At 46.4% G+C, this 20,020-nt stretch carries 18 protein-coding genes; 9 read left to right on the top strand and 9 right to left on the bottom strand.

The window, feature by feature from the left end:
• Window positions 1–250 precede the first annotated feature (250 nt).
• The 4 genes from ACKTT9_RS33070 to ACKTT9_RS33055 all read left to right on the top strand — a co-directional run bounded on the left by ACKTT9_RS33070 (window position 251) and on the right by ACKTT9_RS33055 (window position 5,290).
• On the top strand, window positions 251–937 hold the full coding sequence (locus ACKTT9_RS33070) for a FadR/GntR family transcriptional regulator (RefSeq protein ID WP_407869336.1): 687 nt from the start codon (window positions 251–253) through the stop codon (window positions 935–937).
• 231 nt (window positions 938–1,168) lie between these two features.
• Window positions 1,169–2,668 (top strand): extracellular solute-binding protein, encoded by a 1,500-nt coding sequence (locus ACKTT9_RS33065; RefSeq protein ID WP_407869335.1) that lies wholly within the window; start codon window positions 1,169–1,171, stop codon window positions 2,666–2,668.
• 61 nt (window positions 2,669–2,729) lie between these two features.
• Complete coding sequence (locus ACKTT9_RS33060; RefSeq protein WP_407869334.1) at window positions 2,730–3,443, top strand: formylglycine-generating enzyme family protein; 714 nt, start codon at window positions 2,730–2,732, stop codon at window positions 3,441–3,443.
• Complete coding sequence (locus ACKTT9_RS33055; RefSeq protein WP_407869333.1) at window positions 3,440–5,290, top strand: hypothetical protein; 1,851 nt, start codon at window positions 3,440–3,442, stop codon at window positions 5,288–5,290. Before ACKTT9_RS33060 ends, ACKTT9_RS33055 begins: the two co-directional genes overlap by 4 nt.
• 57 nt (window positions 5,291–5,347) lie before the next feature.
• On the opposite strand, the gene ACKTT9_RS33050 is transcribed toward ACKTT9_RS33055, so the two are convergent.
• Complete coding sequence (locus tag ACKTT9_RS33050) at window positions 5,348–6,253, bottom strand: phosphotransferase family protein (RefSeq protein WP_407869332.1); 906 nt, start codon at window positions 6,251–6,253, stop codon at window positions 5,348–5,350.
• 236 nt (window positions 6,254–6,489) lie between these two features.
• Here ACKTT9_RS33050 and ACKTT9_RS33045 point away from each other — a divergent pair, with 236 nt between their 5' ends.
• The gene (locus ACKTT9_RS33045; protein WP_407869331.1) at window positions 6,490–6,993 is read left to right on the top strand and encodes a DinB family protein; all 504 of its coding nucleotides are present in this window, start codon (window positions 6,490–6,492) and stop codon (window positions 6,991–6,993) included.
• Window positions 6,994–6,995: 2 nt separating this feature from the next.
• Here ACKTT9_RS33045 and ACKTT9_RS33040 read toward each other — a convergent pair whose 3' ends face one another.
• The 5 genes from ACKTT9_RS33040 to ACKTT9_RS33020 all read right to left on the bottom strand — a co-directional run bounded on the left by ACKTT9_RS33040 (window position 6,996) and on the right by ACKTT9_RS33020 (window position 13,237).
• The gene (locus tag ACKTT9_RS33040) at window positions 6,996–8,687 is read right to left on the bottom strand and encodes a S41 family peptidase (protein WP_407869330.1); all 1,692 of its coding nucleotides are present in this window, start codon (window positions 8,685–8,687) and stop codon (window positions 6,996–6,998) included.
• A gap of 96 nt (window positions 8,688–8,783) precedes the next feature.
• Window positions 8,784–10,166, bottom strand: a complete 1,383-nt coding sequence (locus ACKTT9_RS33035) for an ATP-binding protein (protein WP_407869329.1) — start codon at window positions 10,164–10,166, stop codon at window positions 8,784–8,786.
• Entirely contained in the window at window positions 10,163–10,843 is a 681-nt protein-coding gene (locus ACKTT9_RS33030; protein ID WP_407869328.1) for a response regulator transcription factor, read from the bottom strand. Before ACKTT9_RS33030 ends, ACKTT9_RS33035 begins: the two co-directional genes overlap by 4 nt.
• A 30-nt stretch (window positions 10,844–10,873) precedes the next feature.
• Window positions 10,874–11,824: a magnesium/cobalt transporter CorA gene (gene corA, locus ACKTT9_RS33025; RefSeq protein WP_407869327.1), complete on the bottom strand. Its 951-nt coding sequence runs from the start codon at window positions 11,822–11,824 to the stop codon at window positions 10,874–10,876.
• Window positions 11,825–11,953: 129 nt separating this feature from the next.
• Window positions 11,954–13,237, bottom strand: a complete 1,284-nt coding sequence (locus tag ACKTT9_RS33020; RefSeq protein WP_407869326.1) for an erythromycin esterase family protein — start codon at window positions 13,235–13,237, stop codon at window positions 11,954–11,956.
• Window positions 13,238–13,479: 242 nt separating this feature from the next.
• On the opposite strand from ACKTT9_RS33020, the gene ACKTT9_RS33015 reads away from it, so the two are divergent.
• Together ACKTT9_RS33015 and ACKTT9_RS33010 are read left to right on the top strand one after the other, a co-directional pair.
• Window positions 13,480–14,064, top strand: a complete 585-nt coding sequence (locus ACKTT9_RS33015) for an AAA family ATPase (protein ID WP_407869325.1) — start codon at window positions 13,480–13,482, stop codon at window positions 14,062–14,064.
• Between the two features lie 27 nt (window positions 14,065–14,091).
• Complete coding sequence (locus ACKTT9_RS33010; RefSeq protein WP_407869324.1) at window positions 14,092–14,871, top strand: APH(3') family aminoglycoside O-phosphotransferase; 780 nt, start codon at window positions 14,092–14,094, stop codon at window positions 14,869–14,871.
• A gap of 155 nt (window positions 14,872–15,026) precedes the next feature.
• Here the strand turns inward: ACKTT9_RS33010 and ACKTT9_RS33005 are convergent, their stop codons facing one another.
• The 3 genes from ACKTT9_RS33005 to ACKTT9_RS32995 form a co-directional block, all read right to left on the bottom strand.
• On the bottom strand, window positions 15,027–15,884 hold the full coding sequence (locus tag ACKTT9_RS33005; RefSeq protein WP_407873164.1) for an IS3 family transposase: 858 nt from the start codon (window positions 15,882–15,884) through the stop codon (window positions 15,027–15,029).
• An 11-nt stretch (window positions 15,885–15,895) separates the two neighbouring features.
• A complete protein-coding gene (locus tag ACKTT9_RS33000) occupies window positions 15,896–16,183 on the bottom strand; it encodes a transposase (RefSeq protein ID WP_407869323.1) in 288 nt (95 codons plus the stop codon).
• 582 nt (window positions 16,184–16,765) lie between these two features.
• Window positions 16,766–18,472, bottom strand: a complete 1,707-nt coding sequence (locus tag ACKTT9_RS32995; protein ID WP_407869322.1) for a glycoside hydrolase family 2 protein — start codon at window positions 18,470–18,472, stop codon at window positions 16,766–16,768.
• A 113-nt stretch (window positions 18,473–18,585) separates the two neighbouring features.
• Here ACKTT9_RS32995 and ACKTT9_RS32990 point away from each other — a divergent pair, with 113 nt between their 5' ends.
• Together ACKTT9_RS32990 and ACKTT9_RS32985 are read left to right on the top strand one after the other, a co-directional pair.
• Complete coding sequence (locus tag ACKTT9_RS32990; protein WP_407869321.1) at window positions 18,586–19,404, top strand: AraC family transcriptional regulator; 819 nt, start codon at window positions 18,586–18,588, stop codon at window positions 19,402–19,404.
• Between the two features lie 78 nt (window positions 19,405–19,482).
• Complete coding sequence (locus ACKTT9_RS32985; RefSeq protein ID WP_407869320.1) at window positions 19,483–19,989, top strand: CYTH domain-containing protein; 507 nt, start codon at window positions 19,483–19,485, stop codon at window positions 19,987–19,989.
• The last annotated feature ends 31 nt before the right edge of the window (window positions 19,990–20,020 follow it).

Below are 20,020 nucleotides of genomic sequence, written 5' to 3'. Positions count from 1 at the left end.
CAGCTCGAAATAGCGGTAGTTTTTGCTTCTACGTTAACTGAGCCGGGTTAAAGGATCGCTAGAAGTGCTTAACAGGACTACGGAGAAAATCCGTAGTCTCCTTATATGAGGACGGGCACTCCAAGGCGCATGGCTGCGCCCAAAAGGGTCAAAATAACTGTTGACACAATCTGAGCTACTTACTACTATAAAAGTGTGGGTAATTGGATGATCCAATTCTCAGCATATTGCCAGACGGAAGGTACTCATCATGACAATAAAGAAAATCAAGTACCACAGAGTGTATGAGGATGTCATTGAGCAGATCGAAAAACTGATTCTTGAAGGCAACCTTGCGCCTGGAGACGTTTTGCCTACGGAAAGAGAGCTTGCCCAAGCATTTGGAATCAGCCGCGGAACTTTGCGTGAAGCGTTCCGGATTCTCGAACGAGAAGGGCTGATTGAAACTCGTCCCGGCGGCGGCCGTTTTCTTAACAAGAACCTCAGCAAAGCGGAAGATAAAACGAGAATCCTCGATAATATTGAGAGAGCTACGATTATTGAGCTGCTGGAGGCTAGAGAAATTTTTGAAACCGGTATCGTGGAATTGGCAGCCTTGCGAGCAACCGAACAGGATATTCTAGAAATTGAAAGCGCTCTCGAAAAATGGGGTACCATTGACACGGAATCGGATGATCCCGTTTCTCCAGACCAAGCTTTCCATCTATCCATAGCTAAGGCTACACATAATGTGGTGCTGGTGAATCTCATCGATCTTAACATGGATTTGTTGAAAAGAACGGCTACGAAGACGGTTGAGATACCTGGTCGCAGAAACGAAGTGTATAAGGAGCATTTTAACATTTTTCAGGCGATAAAAGAGAGAGATCCGCTTAAAGCCAAAGAAACGCTGCTGTACCACTTGAAGCAGGTCAAACAAAATATTCAAATGAAATAGCCAAAAAACGGATGAAGGTTATCCGTCTCTCCTAATTGGATCATCCAATTACCCAAATTTGTTCGTGTAATCGCTTTAACTGAATTGTAAGCGGCTACAAGCTAAAGGAACATCAATGACGATTCTCGTTCCGGATCCCATTCTTCTACTGGCAGGCACGACTACGATATGAATGAAGTATGGAAGACGGCTTCAAAGAATAATAGAAAGACAAAAAAGGGAGGAAATAGAATGAAAAAGGCACTTCTCATGGTGGTCTCGGCTTTAATGGTTGTAACAACCGCATGTTCCAGCGGCGGCGGCAAGTCTTCCAGCAACACAGCAGCTCCAACGTCCGCTCCTGCAGCAACAAGCGCAGGGGATGCGAGTAAAGAGCCGGTCACACTTTCCATCGTAGCGAAAGATTTAATGGGAGATGACCCCGGCGTTCAGAAGCTGGTGAAAGGCATCGAAGAAGGAATGAAAGCGGAAGGCAAAAACATTAAGCTGAAAATTGTTCCTGTTCAAAGCGGAACCTACTCGGAGAAGCTGGGCCTGCTGCTGCAAAGCGGTAATATTCCTGACCTTATTTACTTCCAAGGCGGCGACTACCAGTTTGCTGTAACGCAAAAAATTCTGGAAGATTTGACGCCTTTTATCGATAAGTCGACGAATGTGAAGGCATCGATGAATGTTTATAACCAAGAAAGAATGAAGAACTATCCATATCTGCTATGGCTGTCGCCTCCGAATAGCGCTGTACCTGTGGTTCGCCAGGATTGGTTTGATAAAACCGCATCGGGCAAAGACCTGCTTGCGAATCCGACAAGCGACAACTATTATACCTTCTTCAAAGACTTGAAGGAGAAAAGCGGTGCTAAATACGTCTACACAGTGGCCGGGACACTCGATGAGCTTGACGTCATGTTCGGTCAATCCTTCGGCCTGACATCCACATGGATCAAAGGGGACGACGGTAAATTTACTTACGGTAAAACAACACAGTTTGAAAAAGATAAGCTCTTATTTTACGCAAAATTGTACAAAGACGGCTTGCTAGATCCTGAGTTCCTGACCAAGAAGTGGGATACGAAAGAGAAAGCCTTCTATGATGGTCAAGCCGCTATCATGGCAGGTACGCAAGGCAAGGTAATCGACATCTACAATAACAAATCAATTAGTCAAAATGGAGCAGCCGCCAAAGTCATGACATTGCCGCCGGCGAAAGGGAAAGCGCAAGGATATACCCCGGTTGATATCAGCAAAGAAAGCCGCGGTTTTGCCATCGCCAAGACATCCAAGAACAAAGAAATGGCCTTTGCGGTACTGGAATATATGGCCGGCCAAAAAGGTCAGATGCTGGATAAGCTGGGCGTTGAAGGCGACGAATACCAAATCGTCAATAACAAAATCAAATTAACGGACAAATTTGCCGCGTGGTTCCCGCACTTTGTAGAGTCAACAGTGAACTTCAAACCGGATAAAGAGTTTGATCCAGCAACACCATATTTCTCTGAGCCGGCAAGTAAATCTCTACAAATGTTTGCTTCCATGTCGACCAAAGACAACAGCTTTGTGATTCCTGCTGAACTCGCTGCCAAGTGGGATGCTGCCTCTGCCAAGTACAAAGAGTTTGCAGCGGATCTCGTAACGGGCAAGAAAAGCGCGGCCGATTTCGATAAGTTTGTTCAAGAGTGGAACGCAGCAGGCGGTAAAGAAATGACAGAATACGCAAACAAAACGATTAAATAAACAACTGACGGCAAGTGGGGCGCAAGCCCCACTTTTACCCATGAATAGAGAGGTGAAAGCAATGGAATTTCATACTGGAGATGACAATCGGGTGTTCATTCCGGAAACGTCGTACATTTATCGTGTTCAACATCGCATAATGGAAGGGGATTGCCAGTGTGATCACGGCCCCTTTCTGGTTACGGTAGAGGCTTTCTATATAGACAAATACCCTGTTACGAATGAGAAGTACAAACAGTTTCTGGATGAAAGCGGCTATTATCCTGAGGACAGTCACAACTTCATCAAGCATTGGCAAGAAAACGGCATCCCTCAGGGCAAAGAGAATCATCCGGTCATCTGGGTCAGCCAAGAGGATGCGAGAGCTTATGCCAAATGGAAAGGCGGAAGGCTTCCGAAGGAGACGGAATGGCAGCTCGCGGCAGGAGGCAGCCAGAAATTAAAGTGGCCGTGGGGCGATCACTTTCACGCCGAGAAGTGCCATTCTTCCGGTTCGGATACGATGCCGGTCGATGCTTTTGCCTCCAACATTAGCCCTTATGGTTGTGTCGATCTGACCGGTAATACCTGGGAATGGATGGAGGATACCGTAAACGATGAGCAGCACAAATTCACTTTTTTGCGGGGAGGATCCTACTATAAAGCGCCACATACATGGCATGCGGAGGGCGGTCCACATCCGACAGATTATCATCTGAAATTCCAACTGCTGAATGAAGGGTTAAACCGCTGTGAAACCGTTGGTTTCCGCTGCGTTTACGAGGTGACACGATGATTTTGAGCGATAAAGCCACTTACATCACCACAATTAAAAATGAGAAGATGGGGTTTGCCATCAAGCATGACGGTCATCTCTCTTTGCATCAAGTGTTTCATAGTGCCATCCTTCAGCGGGCTGAACTGACGGCTGAAGAGGCTGAGTTGTTCACGATGGAGCTTGAAGGGGGGCACCTGCTTCCTTGCAGCCAGTGGCTTATTACGGGAATGGAATCGGGCGGTGATCAAACGGAAGAACTGGTATCCGTTTCACTATCGATTCGATGTGGGCAAGATGAATTGATGGCCAAAGTCATTTTTCTTCATCATTTGGAAGATCAATCGATTCGATACCTGATTCAGCTTGGCGCTACATGGGATGAAATGGGGCCGAAGGAAGTTTACTTACACATGCCATTCCTGGCGAACCTTAGATGGGACGAAGAGCAGCCAAATCATTACTATTTTCCGTCTAACCCGCAAGCAAAACGAGATGGCAGCAGCATCATGCAGATGCACGTTGAGTTTACGATGCCGCTCGGTATTTTTCACCCCAGCCAGCAGCACGGTTTCAGCCTGGAGTTCCCCAATTTGAACGAATATTGGTTTATTTGGGTGCAAAACCGCAACATGGAATTAAAACAAATCACGTCTCTTGCAGAGCTTAAACATCATCGCTTGCTGCTTCGTCCTGATCCGGTGCCAGCGGATGTGATGGAAATCAAGTTCTCGGCGATCAAACGCGGGTGGGTGGAGTTCTTCACTAGTTGGAGGAAGAATGCTCGTAAACCGATATCTTTTAAAGAGTATGAGCGGCCGGAATTAAAATGGTATAAAGATACGTTCCTGCAGCATTTTACGTATATCTTCAGCAAAGAAGCGTATGATTTTGAGAAGAATCAGATCGATGTGGAACGTTTACTCCAGCAAGGAGAAGCATTCGGTGGCTACGATTCCGTGCTGTTATGGCATCAATATCCGCGGCTTGGGGTAGACAGTAGAAATCAGTGGGAGTTTTTCGGGGAGTTTCCTGGCGGCATGCCGGGATTGACAAAAACGGTTGAGCAATTCCACCAGCGCGGCGTAAAAGTATTTTTACCTTTTAAACCTTGGGATATTGGCTTTGACGAGTCGGTGAAACAGTCCACCCTGAGTATCGTGGAGATCGTAAGAGAAACGAATATTGACGGTGTATTCCTAGACACCATGGACAGTGTTCCTGACAGTTTCCGTGATGCTGTTCATGAAATCAAACCTGACTTCGTGTTCTGTTCCGAAGGGCGACCGAAAAAGAAACATCAAATTGAAATCATTACGGGTTCGTGGAACCAGTTTAAAAATAAGGAATCGATGCCGGAAACCGATATCTTCCGATATGTGATGACCGAGCATTTCTCGCCGATTATTTCGCGTTGGCATGTAGGCATTCGCAAGGATTTGCTCATTAAACGGGCTATCTTTAATGGTACCGGCATACTGGTCTGGCAGGATGTTTTTGGCAGTTGGCTGCCCTATAATAAACTGCAGCAGGCAGCCATTAAGAAGTGGAAGCACATCTGGCGGGAGCATAAGGCGAACTACCAAAGCTCAAATCCTGTTCCGTTGTATCCGACCCTACAGAGTGGATTGTTCTGCAATGCCTTCCCATCTGATGATGGTACGAGCATTATTTATACAATTTACAATGATACCGATGAAGAGATTCGTGGGGATTTGTTGAAAAGCACAAGCTTGGGAATCACGAGTGTAACAGAGCTGTGGGATGATCTTCCGGTGCAAGTGGAGCGGCTGGAGGGGGATGACCTAATTCGGGGGACTGTGAAGTCTAAAGAGTTGTCGATCATTAGAGTGGGTTTGACATTGTAACCAGGACGCTATAATAAAAGAGCTAAGCGAATTCAAATCGCCTAGCTCTTTTTTGTCTCAATCCACCAATCGCAAAAGCTCCGCCTTCACACTATCATATGCGTTCCGATCGCCTTTTTTAGCATAAAATCGGAGGCCGTCTACGCCTTTGAAAAGCAGCGCACACTTCAACCGCTCCTCGAAATGCGGAATGTCTCGCCCCTCGCTGGCCCAAGCGCTGCGCACCATTTCTGGAATTTGCAGCTGTGGCGTCCAGAGATGCTGTGTCGCCAAGTCGAACACGAAATCGCCATAGAAGGCCATTTCCCAGTCGACGATCCCCGTAACGCAATGCCCGTCCGTCAGCATATTCCCCAGATGGAAATCGCCGTGCACGAGATATCGCTGCTGCGGTGAATAGGTCGACAACTCCATCATGATGTCATATAAGCGTTGAAAAACATCCTTTTCCAAGAAAGTGTCCGTAAATAGCGTATACCAGTTATGCCAAAAGCCCGTCTGCTCTTCCCGAAAGAAGGAAGCCAGGAAGTCAGGCCAAGTCTCGTGAGTGCCGTCTCCCGAAGGTTGAATCCAGCCATACCCTTTGGTTTCACCAAGCTGGACTTCATTCATATTTTTAAAATGGTGGAGGAGATCGGGAAGAATCCGCCTAATCTCGGCTTCCGGATAGGAGATGATGGTACGTCCTGGTACCTTTTCGGCAATGGAAAAGCATAGCTCTTCGTTCGCACGGCCAATCTCCAGCACACGAGGAACCGGCAGACCCTGGGGTGAAAATGTTTCATGCACATAACGCTCTCTGACAAACCCTTCACGGCCACTGTTAAAATGAATGATAAATTCCTCATTGTGTTGAGAGTAGCTGAACACTTTGCTCACTTCGCCTTGCTCAATCGGCCGCACATCGGTCACGGGTTTATTCAAAAACTGCTGCAAGAAAGCTTCTGCTGATCGGGTATCCATGTTGGGTTTAATCCCGGACATTTGCCATCACCGTCCCTTATTCATCCTATGTTTTTTATTCGCAGCCTGGCTATATGAAACATGAAAGCAGGATACTTTCTAGTCTATCACGAAAATTAAAAACAGGAAAAATAAAACAATTTTCTGAAATAATAACTGACAGTATGCTGTCAGGGATCCTCCTGTATGATGATGGTAACAATGAGAAATGGCCTTGAGCCAAAGGAGAGATAGTTATGACTCAGCAAATACGGAACATGTACGATTTCCATGTATGGGCGAATCAAACGATGTTGACCCACTTGAAAAAGTTGGGAAAAGATGTGTACACACGCGAGATTCAAAGTGTTTTTCCTACGGTGTCGAAGGTGATCGCACACATCTATGTTGTGGATGCCGGTTGGTTAGACATGATGCAAGGTAAAAGCATGAACGAAGCCATGGCGGATTCGGTCCCGTTGACGGCTGATGCGGAGTCCAAGAGCATGGAGGAGCTTGAAATGATGTATGTTCAATTATCGGAGAGGTTCAAAGCCTACTTGGATGAGCAAGCATCTCTGGAGGAAACGATTGTGCTGGATAATCCTTATGCAGGGGTGCGGGAAACCAGCCGTGCGGAAATGCTTCTTCAAGTGGTCAATCACGGCACCTATCACCGGGGAAATATTACAGCGATGCTGCGCCAAATGGGGCACGCCTCTGTAATGACGGAGTACGGTCTGTTCTGGTATGCCGGATAGTTTTACTGCATGTTCTCCATAGCTTGAATCGCATAGTTCAGCTCAACGTCTTGTCCTTGTACATATTTTTGCTCGAAAGTCTGTTCATTTAAGGGAATGTCAATATCGGGAATGGCGCCGCCTTGCCCTTTATGGTCACTATCTCCTTGAATCTTTTTATCTTGATTTAGCGACCTGCCATCCGGCAGCTGCAAGAGAAAGCCTTCCGGCATTTCAATTTGAATAGGGCTTGAAACAACCCCAAAGGATCCATTTGTAGAGGTAAATCCAACAATTCGAGCATGGGGCAAGCCCTTCATCACAAGAGGCAGGCCTTCTCCGGAACTTCCTGTTCGTTGATTGATCAGAATAGCTAACTTACCGCCATAGTAAAGCTCGGCAGGTTTGATTATACGAGTTTCAATGGCATTGATTTCAAACTTGCCAGCCAGACGATTGTAATAGCTTACATACTCATAAAGTTTCGGCTTATTTACAAAATAACCTGCCATTGCAGTAACCAGATCATCACTGCCGCCCGGATTATCACGAACATCAATAATGAGACCCTTTATTTGCTTTTCCTGAAACTCTTTTAGTTTGGCTCCCAAGACTTTATCCGGATGAGGCATTGTCGTGCTTGGAAGAAAATATCTGATCTTCACATAGCCATATCCGTTACTTAGGATTTCGCCTTCCACCGGCGCATCCGTTTTATTTAGTTTGACTCTTGTTTTCTTTAGCGTCTCGTAATTGTCGTCATAAGCCATTAAAGTTGCTTTTTTTATTTCAGTCTCCCCTTTGTTTTTAAAAGCTACCTGGACTTCTTTCCCAATGGACGTTCTTACCATAAACCTTCCTTGATTATCGTTCCGGTCTCCATCCGTAGCCATCGGGTTTTCGCTCCAGTAGGTGGCTTGATAAGCTTCTTGTGCCTCTTTTCCATCCCAAGAAATGATCTCAGCTCCAAGCTGGATGCCGCTTTGTTCAGCTGGACTGCCCGCTAAGAGCAAATTGACTACTACCTTGCCCTGATCTAATTGGATCGTACTTAGACCAACACCACCGCCGACTTCTTGTTTAAAAATGTGATTATCGTCGAACAATTTCTCATTTACGATTTTGACATGCCCATCTCGAAGGGAATAAAGGTACGATCTTAACGTTGTATAGTATAAATCTTTGTTCTTTTGCTGTTCTGCTTGTTGAAATAGAGGTTCGTACTTATCTTTCATTGCTGCCCAGTCTATCTTTTTCCAATCACCAAACGGGTACTCCCGGGATAGGCGCTCATTCAACTGTACAAATGCTCGCGAATAACCCATATGACTGAAATGGCTCACTGGATTATAACGTGACTCACCCGCCAGTAGCAACGAAAAGACAAGAGGAAGCATACCGAGTAGACACAGGATGACTCTTAATGTTCTGAACTTGGGCACGGGGATGTGACGAACCGGTCTAAATACCTTCTTAATCGTACATAAGAACAGAATCGCGGCAACTGCGTAGAATATTAACGCTATTAGGGTCGTATCACCACTTAGCACACTTACAATTGCAATAAGGAGACCAGCACTAGGCAAAAAATCAAACCATCTGACATATTTTTGAATAGGCACGGCATACCAGACTAACACAGTTAAAATGATAGCAAATAACAGCAGTTCATAAACAGTGAACCACTTCAATGAACCCAACAAATCTCCAATCATGCTCATGTTCCAGCTCCTTCATCTGAGGCTTGCGTTGCTTCTCAAGATTAGAAAAGAAATATGAACGGAGCGTGAACGCCACAAATACCGGCACCATCAGGTACCGGCTTTTGTTGAAAGCGTGTTTGGCGGAGTACTAGGAATATGCAGAGTGAACTTCGTCCCTTGTCCGACTGTGCTTTCTACTTCAATGTTTCCATGATGATGTAGGACAATTTGCTTAACAATAGCGAGACCTAGACCACTTCCCGTACTGTTGCGCGATCTATCCGTTTTGTAAAACCGCACGAAGATTTGATTTAATTCCTCAGGCGTCATACCAATCCCTGAATCTTTTATGATAACGGTATACGAATGGCTGTTTGCGAGGAGTTCGATGCGAATCATCCCATTGTCAGGAGTGAATTTGATGCTGTTCCCAAGCAGGTTAATCCACACTTGATTGAGTTGATCGGCATCTGCCGTAATTTTGGCTCCTATGGGCAGCTTCAGGTCGATCCGAATATGTTTGACAGACCAGAGCGGCTCGCAGGAAACAACGACCTGTCGGATTTGCTCATCAAGGTTAAATGTTTTTGCTACAAAAGGATGATGCTTGGATTCAAGAGAAGCAAGCTTGAGTAGATTATCGCTAAGCCGTGACAGCCTATCGCTTTCCTTCAGAATGATGTCCAAATACCGTCCGCGTTTCTCCGCTGTAACCAGATGGTCGAGCTTTAGTGCCTTCGCAAAACCCGAGATGGACGTTAACGGCGATTGTATCTCATGGGAAACATTGGAGACAAAGTCCTGTCGCATCGTCTCCAACTGTTTTAGCTCACGGGCCGTCTCGTTGAAACTTCGGGCAAGAATCCCTAGTTCGTCTTTTCGCTTAAGCTTCAATTCCACATCGAAATCGCCCTTAGCGAGTCTTTTAGTTGCTTTGGTCAATAGTTTAAGGGGCCTCACCAAGAATCGGGCGGCAATCAAAATACATAAGCTTCCTATAACAAGCACAAGAAACAGAATTGTGATCAATAACCGGATTACGGCCTTTTCATTTTTGGTGGAAGATTGCAAGAAGAGGGCATAGTTCTTACCTTCAAACGCAAACGGAAGCCCAATATACAAGTCCCCCTCTGATTTCACCTTTGATCGATATCGTGCACCTTCCAACACCTGTTGGACGGGTTCCTTGTCAATCGCAATGAACTGCTCTTTATTGTCTGCTCCATATAGTTTCTTTTCGCCTGAAGCAGTAAAGAGTTGAATCGGATACACCGTTAACTGGGATGCTTTTTCCATGAATGCTTCCAGATCTTGAGGCTGTGTTTGTTTATAAAGTTCAACGATGTTGTCGCTTACTTTGATCATGTCGTTTTGTCCCAACTCGTTTAACTCTTTTTGAAATATAGCGATTCCGATAATAAAAGAGGAGATTAGGCCGATTACAATTGCTGCTAAAAAAGTGAGCACTATACGTACATATAAGCTTTTCATCCTGCCACAACCACAAGTCTGTATCCGAGACCACGCGCCGTTTCAATGTAAAAGTGTTTGATATCGCTGGCGAATCTCTGCCGCAGCCTCTTGATGTGCACATCGACGGTCCTGTCATCGCCCTCGTAGTCCATCCCCCAAATTTGAGTGATCAGCTGCTCTCGTGTGAAAATTTGGCCAGGGTAGCTGGCCAGCTTGAACAGTAACTCGAACTCTTTTAGAGGAAGGGCTTGTTCCTCATTCCCGCGAACGACTTTGTAGGTACCCAGATTTAGATGAACCTCACCCAATTGTATGACCTTGGAGGATGAGATCCGGGATCGCTTCAACAGTGCTTTGATGCGCAGCACGAGCTCCACCGGATCGAACGGCTTCGCCAAATAATCGTCTGTCCCTAGCTGGAAGCCCTTTACTTTATGCGTCGATTCCCCCTTGGCCGTCACCATTAAAAGGAGGATATGAGGATCTCGCTTTCGGATCTCTTTGCACAAGTCCCAGCCATCCACCAGCGGCATCATAATATCAAGAATGACAAGCTCAACGACCGTATTTTCCAGTATAGAGATTGCCTGCTCTCCGTTCTCCGCTTCTATAATATCGAAGCCTTCATTTTGTAGAAAGAGGCTCATCAGCTCGCGAATGTGCGCATCATCATCAACAATAAGTATTTTGCTCATGTACCTTCCGACTCCTTTTTATGAGATAAGCTACTTAAACCAGCCTTTTTTCCAGAACCAGGCGAACATGCCAAGCCCTATGCCGAACATGATAAGGAGGATGGCAAAATACCCCCAATGCCATTCTAATTCGGGCATGTGCGCAAAATTCATCCCATATATGCCGGCAATGAATGTCAAGGGCATGAAGATCGTGGTTATCACCGTCAATGTTTTCATAATCGAATTCATGCGATTGGAATTCAAGGAGATGTAGCTGTCACGCATATCGGCTGTCATGTCGCGGTTGGATTCAATCATCTCGGAAAGCTTGAGCAAATGATCGTGAATGTCCGTAAAAAATACAATGTGCTCGCGAAATTGTTCAATCCGATCGGTATTGATGACCCTGTATAGAAGATCGCGCATAGGCACGATGGTCCGGCGTATTTTTAACAACTTGGAGCGAATTTCAAAAATATCGTTCATGAGCACCTCAATGGACTCGGAGTGCACATTGTTTTCGATTTCATCCAGCTGATCCTCTAATTGATAAACACTGGGAAAATACTGATCAACCAAGTTGTCGAGCACTAAGTAGGCGGCATAAATATGGCCTTCGCTTCGCAGGTTTTCTTGCTCGGACAGACGGCACCAAGCATCCTCAATTTCTCTGGAGTCATGCTGATGGAAGGTGACGATAAAGTTGCTCCCCAGAAACATATCCACTTCTTCTGCATCCAGGGTCTTCGCATTCATCGCATGCATGACAAAGAAATGGACATTTTCATAATGGTCCATTTTCGGTCTTTGCAGCAAATAGAAACAGTCTTCAATAGCCAATGGGTGAAAATTAAAATGGTCTTTGAGCTCCAACGCTTCTTCTTCACTGGGATTGTGAAAATCAACCCAATACCATTTAAACTTGGGGTCGTCGAGCTGGCGAAGAGGGACATCGTGATGTACGGTAAAATCGGTCGTAACTGCTAATGAACGAATCATAATAAAACTCCTAGGTTGAAATACGTTATTAACTACATATTTTACCATACAAAGAGGCGAGATCAGAATTTCCTGGGCAATAATTGGGCGATTTTTGTGGGAAAAGGCAGAAAAAGTGCTCGTGCGAATTCACACGAGCACTTTTTCGATGGTAAGCGGATGAAGCGCATGGCTTTCATCCACATGCACGAAGGCGTCGTACCGCCGCGCCATCACCGAGGGAACATAGTTCCCGCGTTCATAGGCTTGGCTGTACACGACCCCAATGGCACGGTGCCCCAGCACCTCGTGCCCGAGAATCGGATCCTCCCTGCTCAGCAGGAGGATCTGATCGCGCGCGCCGGCGCGGTGCATGAGCTCCTCCCAGCTGCCCGGCTGGGCAGCGGGCACGTGCATCGCCGCCACCGGCGCGCCCCAATCTTTCGCGGCTAGGACCGTGCCGCGGTAAGTGCCGAAGCCGATGGCGAACACATCGGCTTCGCCGTGCGCTTCGCGCACGAGTTGGCCGACGTTGACCATGCCGTCGGCCAGCATATCCGTTGCACGCGCATCGCCGATGTGCGTGTTATGCTCCCAGACGATGACTTTGGCGTCTGGGCCATGGTACTGCACGAGGCGGCGCAGCGCCTCGGTCATGTGTCGATCGCGGATGTTCCACGATTCCGCGTCGTGGCGGACCATGGTGCGGTAGTAGTCCTCCGCGTTCACGGCAACAAGCGCGTTGAGTTCCGCGCTAAGGGCCGCTTCGCTGTCTTCGTCGTACCGCACGCGCTTCGCGTGAAGCTCTTGCAGAAGCTTCACGACCTCGTCTTTGCAGCTTTCTCCGTAGAAAGCTGCGGAGGCGCCATAGTTTTGCCCCTCCTTATCATAGGAGTCAAAACAGGCGAATGCTGAGCGTGCGGTCGCGAGCTGCTCCGGCGTGCCTTTTTCTAGCAGGTAACGTTCGATTTCTTCGAATGACTCCCATAAGCTATAGACGTCGAGGCCGTAGAAGCCTACGCGCTGATCCACGGGTTTATCCGCATTGTGCCGCTGGAGCCAATCGACAAGTTCGCCTACTTCCTCATTAGCCCACATCCAAGTCGGCCAACGGTTAAATCCTTCTAGCACTTCACGTGTGTTTGGTTTTGCATCTTTATACTGCTTGACATAACGGTTGACCTCATAGCAGGAGGGCCAGTCGCCTTCGACGGCAATAAAGGAGAACCCTTTCGTTTGTATAAGCTTGCGAGTTAACTCCGTGCGCAATTTATAAAACTCGGATGTACCATGCGTTGCCTCGCCCAACAGCACATATTTCTTATCTCCGATGGCGTCAATAAGATCATCTAGATCATCTGGCGTGTTAAGAGGAACAGCCTGCTGTTTGATTTGTTCCACGATGGCTTCTTGGATGTTCCCGTTCATCTTCATGGTTATCGGGCAAACTCCTCTCCTCTGGATTTTCTTCTGTAGTATGTACAAATTTGGCATAATCAAAAGGCGGTTCGTCATAAAACCATTTTTTTGTAACACAATTGGAATATTTCTGTTACAGTCCTCTAATATATGTGGGGTATTATAATAAACAAGACCCCCTTTTTTAATATAAACTTTGGACCTGGCCCCGTTGGCTAGGTCCCTTTTTTTAATCTATGGAGGTGTAGCTCGTGCTCATGTCAAAACCTTTTGTCATCATCATTAACGGACTTCCCGGCACAGGAAAAACAACCTTAGCGAAGCGGCTTGAACAAGACCTGCGTATGCCATTATTTTCGAGGGATGGTATATATGAAACACTTTACGATGCGTTAGACTGCCAGAATAACGGTTGTCCTCCTTTGATGGCACCGGCCTCTTTTACCATGCTTTATGCTATTGCAGGCACTTTGTTATCAGCAGGCCAATCCATGATCATTGAAGGATTTTTTGGCCGACCTGAGTTAAGAAGCGCTGAATTTTTGAATTTACAGCGTACTTCCGGATTCGAGCCCATTCAAATTCTGTGCAGAACGGATGGGAAAGTGCTTCTAGAGCGGTTCCTGACACGTATGGGGGCAAAAGATCGCCATGCTGCTCACTCTGATTTGGAGTGGATTGAACAGGAGGAAAATAAAGAGAAAATCATGCGGGGCGACCTTACACCGCTAACTCTTGGTGGTACAATGATAGAAGTGAACACAACGACTCCTGACAGTTTTGATTATGCTCTTTTGATTAAATCGATAAAGATGACTTTGTTGAATTCTCAAGACAACTAACTCATAAGCGGAGTGGGGGATCTCAGTATGCAAAGTATAGCGCTTCCAGAGGACTTGTCGAAATTGACAAACGGTTACAACTGGCAAAGAATCACCCTTGGTTTATCTCAATCTCAAACGTACTTCTTGTCAGGTGCCTCATCCAACTTATACATAAAAATCCAGTCCCGCACGGCAGTTGAAAGTCTTCATCACGAGAAGGAACGGCTGGTTTGGCTGCAAGGTAAACTGCCTGTTCCAGAGCTCGTATATTATGGACAAGACGATGCCAATGAATACTTGCTAATGACGGAGATTGAAGGAGTCAATGCTTCGGACAAGTCCTATGAAAGCATGCTGCCGCAATTAATGGAGCAATTAGCCATTGGACTTAGAAGCGTTCATGAAGTCCCCGTGGATGGCTGTCCTTTTGATCAAACGCTGGAGTCGAAGATCGTTGAAGCTACAAGACGTGTGGAGCAGCAGCTTGTTGATGAAGAAGATTTTGATTCGCAGAGACAAGGACGAAAAGCGGAGGATTTAGCGCAGGAGCTTCTGCACTTGAGGCCCGAGACCGAGGATTTGGTCTTTACGCACGGCGACTACTGCTTACCCAATATCATCCTCAAGGATGGCAAGGTTCACGGTTTTATTGATTGGGGCAGGGCGGGGATGGCAGATCGGTATCAGGATATAGCCCTGGCAATTCGAAGTATCCGATATAACTTTGGTCATGAATATGTGCAAACTTTCCTGGATGCTTATGGCCTGCCAACGGTAGATGAGGCTAAAGTTCATTATTATCAACTCGTGGATGAGTTTTTTTGAATGAATGGGAACTACAGTCCTCTATTTGTTCGAAAATGGAGAGATCGCAGCTCAGAGGGAACTACAGTCCTCTATTTTGCCGATTTCGGACGAGATACAGCCATCTTGGTCTTCTGTCAATAGAACGGACAAAAAAATAAGGAACAACCATAGATTTACGCTAAAAGATTTTCAAAGTAGAGTTGCTCAAATTGGTGGGGCGACTTATTCCCCAAAGTGGAGTGGATTCGGCTACGGTTATAATCGAATTCAATGTAAGTATAGAGCTCTTTTTGGGCCTGCTCGCGGGTTTTGAATGTTGTCACATACACAAGTTCTTTCTTCAGCGTGCTGTGAAAAGATTCAATACAGGAATTATCATAGCAGTTTCCCTTGCGGCTCATGCTCCCCACCATTTTGTATTTAGCTAGCCGTTTTTGGTACTCTGAACAGGCGTATTGCGAGCCACGATCCGAGTGATGTAACAAGCCTGGATCGGGCTTCTGCCGCTTGTAAGCCATATCTAGGGCGTCCAGGACTAACTCTTGCGTCATCCGAGCTCCTGTAGACCAACCTACAATTTTACGGGAGAACAAGTCCATAACGCTAGCTAAATACAACCAGCCTTCGCGAGTGCGAATGTAGGTGATATCCGTCACCCAGACCTTGTTAGGTGCGAGGACTTTAAACTTACGATTGAGTGTGTTTTCATGCACAGGCATAGAGTGGTTGGAATTCGTTGTAGCTTTGTACTTACGCGCCATGCAAGATTTTAGCTTCATTTCTTTCATTAGACGAGCGACTGTTTTGGAGGATATCTTCATGCCTTCTGCCTTCAGTACAGCTGTAATTCTGGGGCTGCCATAGCGTTTTTTAGAGAGAAAGAAAACATCCCGTATACGCTTTTTACGCTTCTTTCTCTCGATTTCGCGAGGGCTCGGCGTACGCACTAACCACTTGTAAAATCCGCTTCTAGATACTTGCATGACAGTGCACAACTTCTCGACCCCGTACTGGAAGCGGTGTTTACGAATAAACGGATAAATCAGCGGGGGTCCTTTGTGAAGAAGTGCATCGCCTTTTTTAAGATTTCATTTTCCTCTTGCAGTTCGCGATTTAATTGTTCCAATTTCTTTAGTCGTTCATGATCCACAAATATTTGATTCTGTGGTACTGCCGCACCTGAACCATACTGTTTGATCCAGCGGCTTAAGGTACTTTTAGGAATATTTAGTTCGCGTGCAATGTCAATGGGTCTCTTCCCGCTAGACTCCATGTGTTCAATCGTTTTGCGTTTAAACTCTTCCTCATAACTTTCACGAATATCTCCCATGTCCACACCTCTAACCTTTATTGTTGTTATATTTATTATAAAGGTTGTTCCTTAGTGTGTGTCTAAAGAAAAGACTAGCACCATCTGGTAGCAAATAAGATCCTGTAGTTCCGCTCACATACGGATAACGGCTGATTTCGATCAAATAGCGCCCTCTAGTTCCCCAATACTCTTAATTGGAGCGAAATTTTGAATTTGTGCGCGAGATTTCGAGGTTGCACCTAAGGTACTGGGGTTGCACCTTTTGTGTAGGTGGCACTTGAGCTACTGAGGGTGACTTGAGCTACAGAGGTTGCACTTGAGCTACTGAGGGTGACTTGAGTTACAGAGGTTGCACTTGAGCTACTGTGGGTGACTTGAGCTACTGAGGTTGCACTTGATGTACTGAGGTTGCACTTGAGGTAATGAGTTTGCACTTGAGCAACTGAGCTGCACTTGAAGCTACTGAGGTTGCACTCAAGCTACCGAGTCCGTATACGACATCTCGAAGCAGCACCTAGGTTCTACGTTTTCACTCGAAATCCCGTCCGCCAACCCCGCAGCAAAAAAAGGACCCAGCCACCAAGGCAGGGTCCCTTCCTATTATCGCTTCGAACGATAGATGTCCTTCACGATTCGGTAAGCCAGCTTTGGCTTGCGGTATTCATTCAGCAATCCTTTGTTGTTAAAGCTCCGCGCACGATCGCGGAAGTATGGGCGGTCGCTGCGCACATCGACTCGGATGTCGGCGAAGTGCCAAATCAGCGTACCAACGATGCGCGGGTCCTCGCGGAAAATGTGCAGCGCCTGCTGCACAACGTCAGCTTGGTAATCTTCGCTGAACAAGCGCGGCTCCCAGCCGGCGTCTCCAAAAATACCGGCCGCACCGAACTCGCTCATGATCAGAGGCTTGTCTCCAGCGCCTTGCGCTTCCGCATTGCGGTAATAATTTTGCAGCATATCGCGGAACCCGTTTACGTTCCCCTCGTACCAGCCGTAATATTTATTGATGCCGATAACATCGAAGTAAGACAGGACGATATCTTCCACAGGGTGCATGGTGGCATACGTGACTAGACGGCTTTCGTCCATGCTGCGGATTTTACCTACGAACTTTTTCGTTAGCTCAAGCGCCTCAGTCGTGCGTGTATCGATTTCATTATGAGCTCCCCAGAAAATGATCGAAGGATGATGATAATCGCGGGTAATCATTTCATCCAGCATTTTAACGCCACGTTCTGCAAAAAGAGGACTAGCCAGCGTATCTGTGCTCATGAAACAGCCCCACATCGGGATTTCGCTCCACAGAAGCATGCCGTGTTCATCCAGCAGATCCATCCAGAACTGGCTTTGCGGATAATGCGAACCGCGCACGATGTTGCAGCCCAGATCCTGCAAAATGGCAAGGTCTTTCAGCATGAGCTTCGGCGGGAAAGCAAAGCCCCACTCCGGATGCTCCTCGTGTCGATTAACCCCTTGCAGATAGAGCTTTTGCCCGTTCAAAAGGATTTGGCCATTGTCGACGGCAACTGTTCGGAATCCTGTACGGTCGATAAGGTCGTCTTCGCCAGCCTGAACGGTGAACGTATACAGTTCGGGGCGGCCTACATCCCATCGACGGATGTTAGCGAGGGTTCCACGTAAGGTTAATTGTGTGGATTGGCCTGCTAGCAGCTGCACGGTGACAGCGGGAAAAATGAGTCCGTTTGTAGAAGCGTTAACCTCGACTTCACTGTCTGTATCGCTTAGCGAGTTGACCTGTACTTGCAAGCTGATATCCGCTTGATCACCTGTCAAATGGTAATCGATTTTCATCGTATCAATATAGACGTCAGGCAGCTCTTGCAGCTCTACGGAACGGATAATACCGCCGTAGGAGTACCAATCCGCCACATCGGTAGGCAGTGTCTGCCAGTCCAAAGTGCTGTCTACACGAATAATAAGTTCATGCTGGCCTTGGGCCAAATGCGGAAGCAGCGTACTAAACTGTGTATACCCACCAAAATGATAACCAAGATGCTGACCATCCACATAAATATCGGCATGATGAAGAATGCCCTCAAAGATCAAACGAATATTGCTGTCTTGGGTTGTATCAAAATAGGTACGGTACCATGCAACGCCAATGTATTCGAATAAGCCTAATTCATTATTCCAACAGGAAGGAACAACGAGCTTACGGGAATCGGAAGGAAATTTCTTGTACCATTCCTCTGTAGTGCCTAAATTGCTTGGATCTGTGACAAAATCCCATAGTCCATCAAGTGTGCGTGTTTTGCGAAGGATATGTTGTCCAAAAGTACGGATCAAAGGAAAAATCCCCTTTCATGTCTGTTTCGTAAAGCGTATCATGGAGAAATGGGGTTAATCTATGGATAAAGGGTATTATCATTTGTCAAAATCGCTTTGCAGGTGGTGGTTATATGGAATCGAAAGCTCACAGAATTTATCATCTTCGTCTGACCTATGAGAAGCTTCCCGTGCCTGGGTGGAAGGATATTCGCAATACGATGGATGTTCATTCGCTTTACTGGATTATGAGCGGGGAGGGGGAATTCTCGCATTCACCGGATGAGAAGCCCATTCAAGTGAGGACAGGGACGCTGATCTATCTCAAGCCGGGTTTTACCCTTACGATGTCATCTTCCATAGACCAACCGCTATACATCCGTATGCTTTTATTTGATGCTTTCGATGTGCCTTATGAGCAGGCCATTTGGCAAAAGCCTGTGTACCTGGACACGCTGAACTTGCCTTTTATCAAACTATATTCTCCGGAGCAAGCGGTTTGGATTCATGAGCAGTTTAAGCAAATGTGGTCGATCCAAGGGACCGATCCGCATGAGAGACAAGCAGAGTTTCAATACGTGCTCTCCAAATTGCTTCATTATATGAGAGATACGCAGGAGTCGACGGACCCGTATATGAAAGCTTTTCAGCAAGCAAAGTTTTGGATGGAAACCTGCTACAACCGTCCTCTCAAGATGGAGGAGCTGGCGCGGAATTTTCATATCTCCGTTTCCCAATTGCGGAAAATGTTCATGCAGCAGATGGGCATATCCCCCAAGGAGTATTTGAACCGAATTCGCAATGAGAAAGCCAAAACTCTGCTGCTGCTGACAGAGGAACCCATGAAAGCGATCGCGGTCGCTTGCGGCTTTGCCGATGAATTTCATTTTGGTAAAATGTTTCGGGCTTGGAATGACACTTCCCCAGCTCGTTTCAGAGCCTTGTACAAATAACTGGCATCAGGTTGCGCAAGCATTTTTATGGTAAAATGATGGTTAAAATAAAGATTGGTTTGGGAGAGGGGCTTACCTATGAGTGCTGAAATTGAAAAAAAATTTTTATTGCCTGCATTCCCTGCGAGTGAATTAGAGAATCAAGACATTAAGCTGGTGTCCAAGCAGTACATTTATCAAACGTATTTGGCTTTTTCGGAGGATCAGGAAATTCGAGTGCGAAAGCTAGTCGATAGCTCTGGCGAGTCGCATTTTACGCATACGTTCAAGTCCGGTCATGGGATGGTTCGCGAAGAAATTGAGTACAACATCTCTGAAACGGTGTATAAACAACTTTTGGATCACACGGGGTTGATTCCGTTAGAGAAGATTCGTACTACGGTAGAACATGCGGGACTTTATTATGAAATTGATGAATACAAGCAAGTGGATTTGGCAGTAGTTGAGGTCGAGTTTCCAAGCATTGAAGCCGCGGAGCAATTTGAAGCGCCAGCTTGGTTTGGACGCGAACTTGGCTCAGAGGACGAATACCGTAATAAATCGATGTGGGTTGCCTTGCAAAAAAAGTCGGCCATGGGGGATTAGAGCACATTAGAGCATTCAGCTGAAGGAGGAT

Source organism: Paenibacillus sp. P36 (assembly GCF_045866505.1).
Lineage (GTDB): Bacteria > Bacillota > Bacilli > Paenibacillales > NBRC-103111 > Paenibacillus_E > Paenibacillus_E chondroitinus.
The sequence above is the reverse complement of the archived record's forward strand: the minus strand, read 5'-3'. Positions and strand labels throughout refer to the sequence as shown.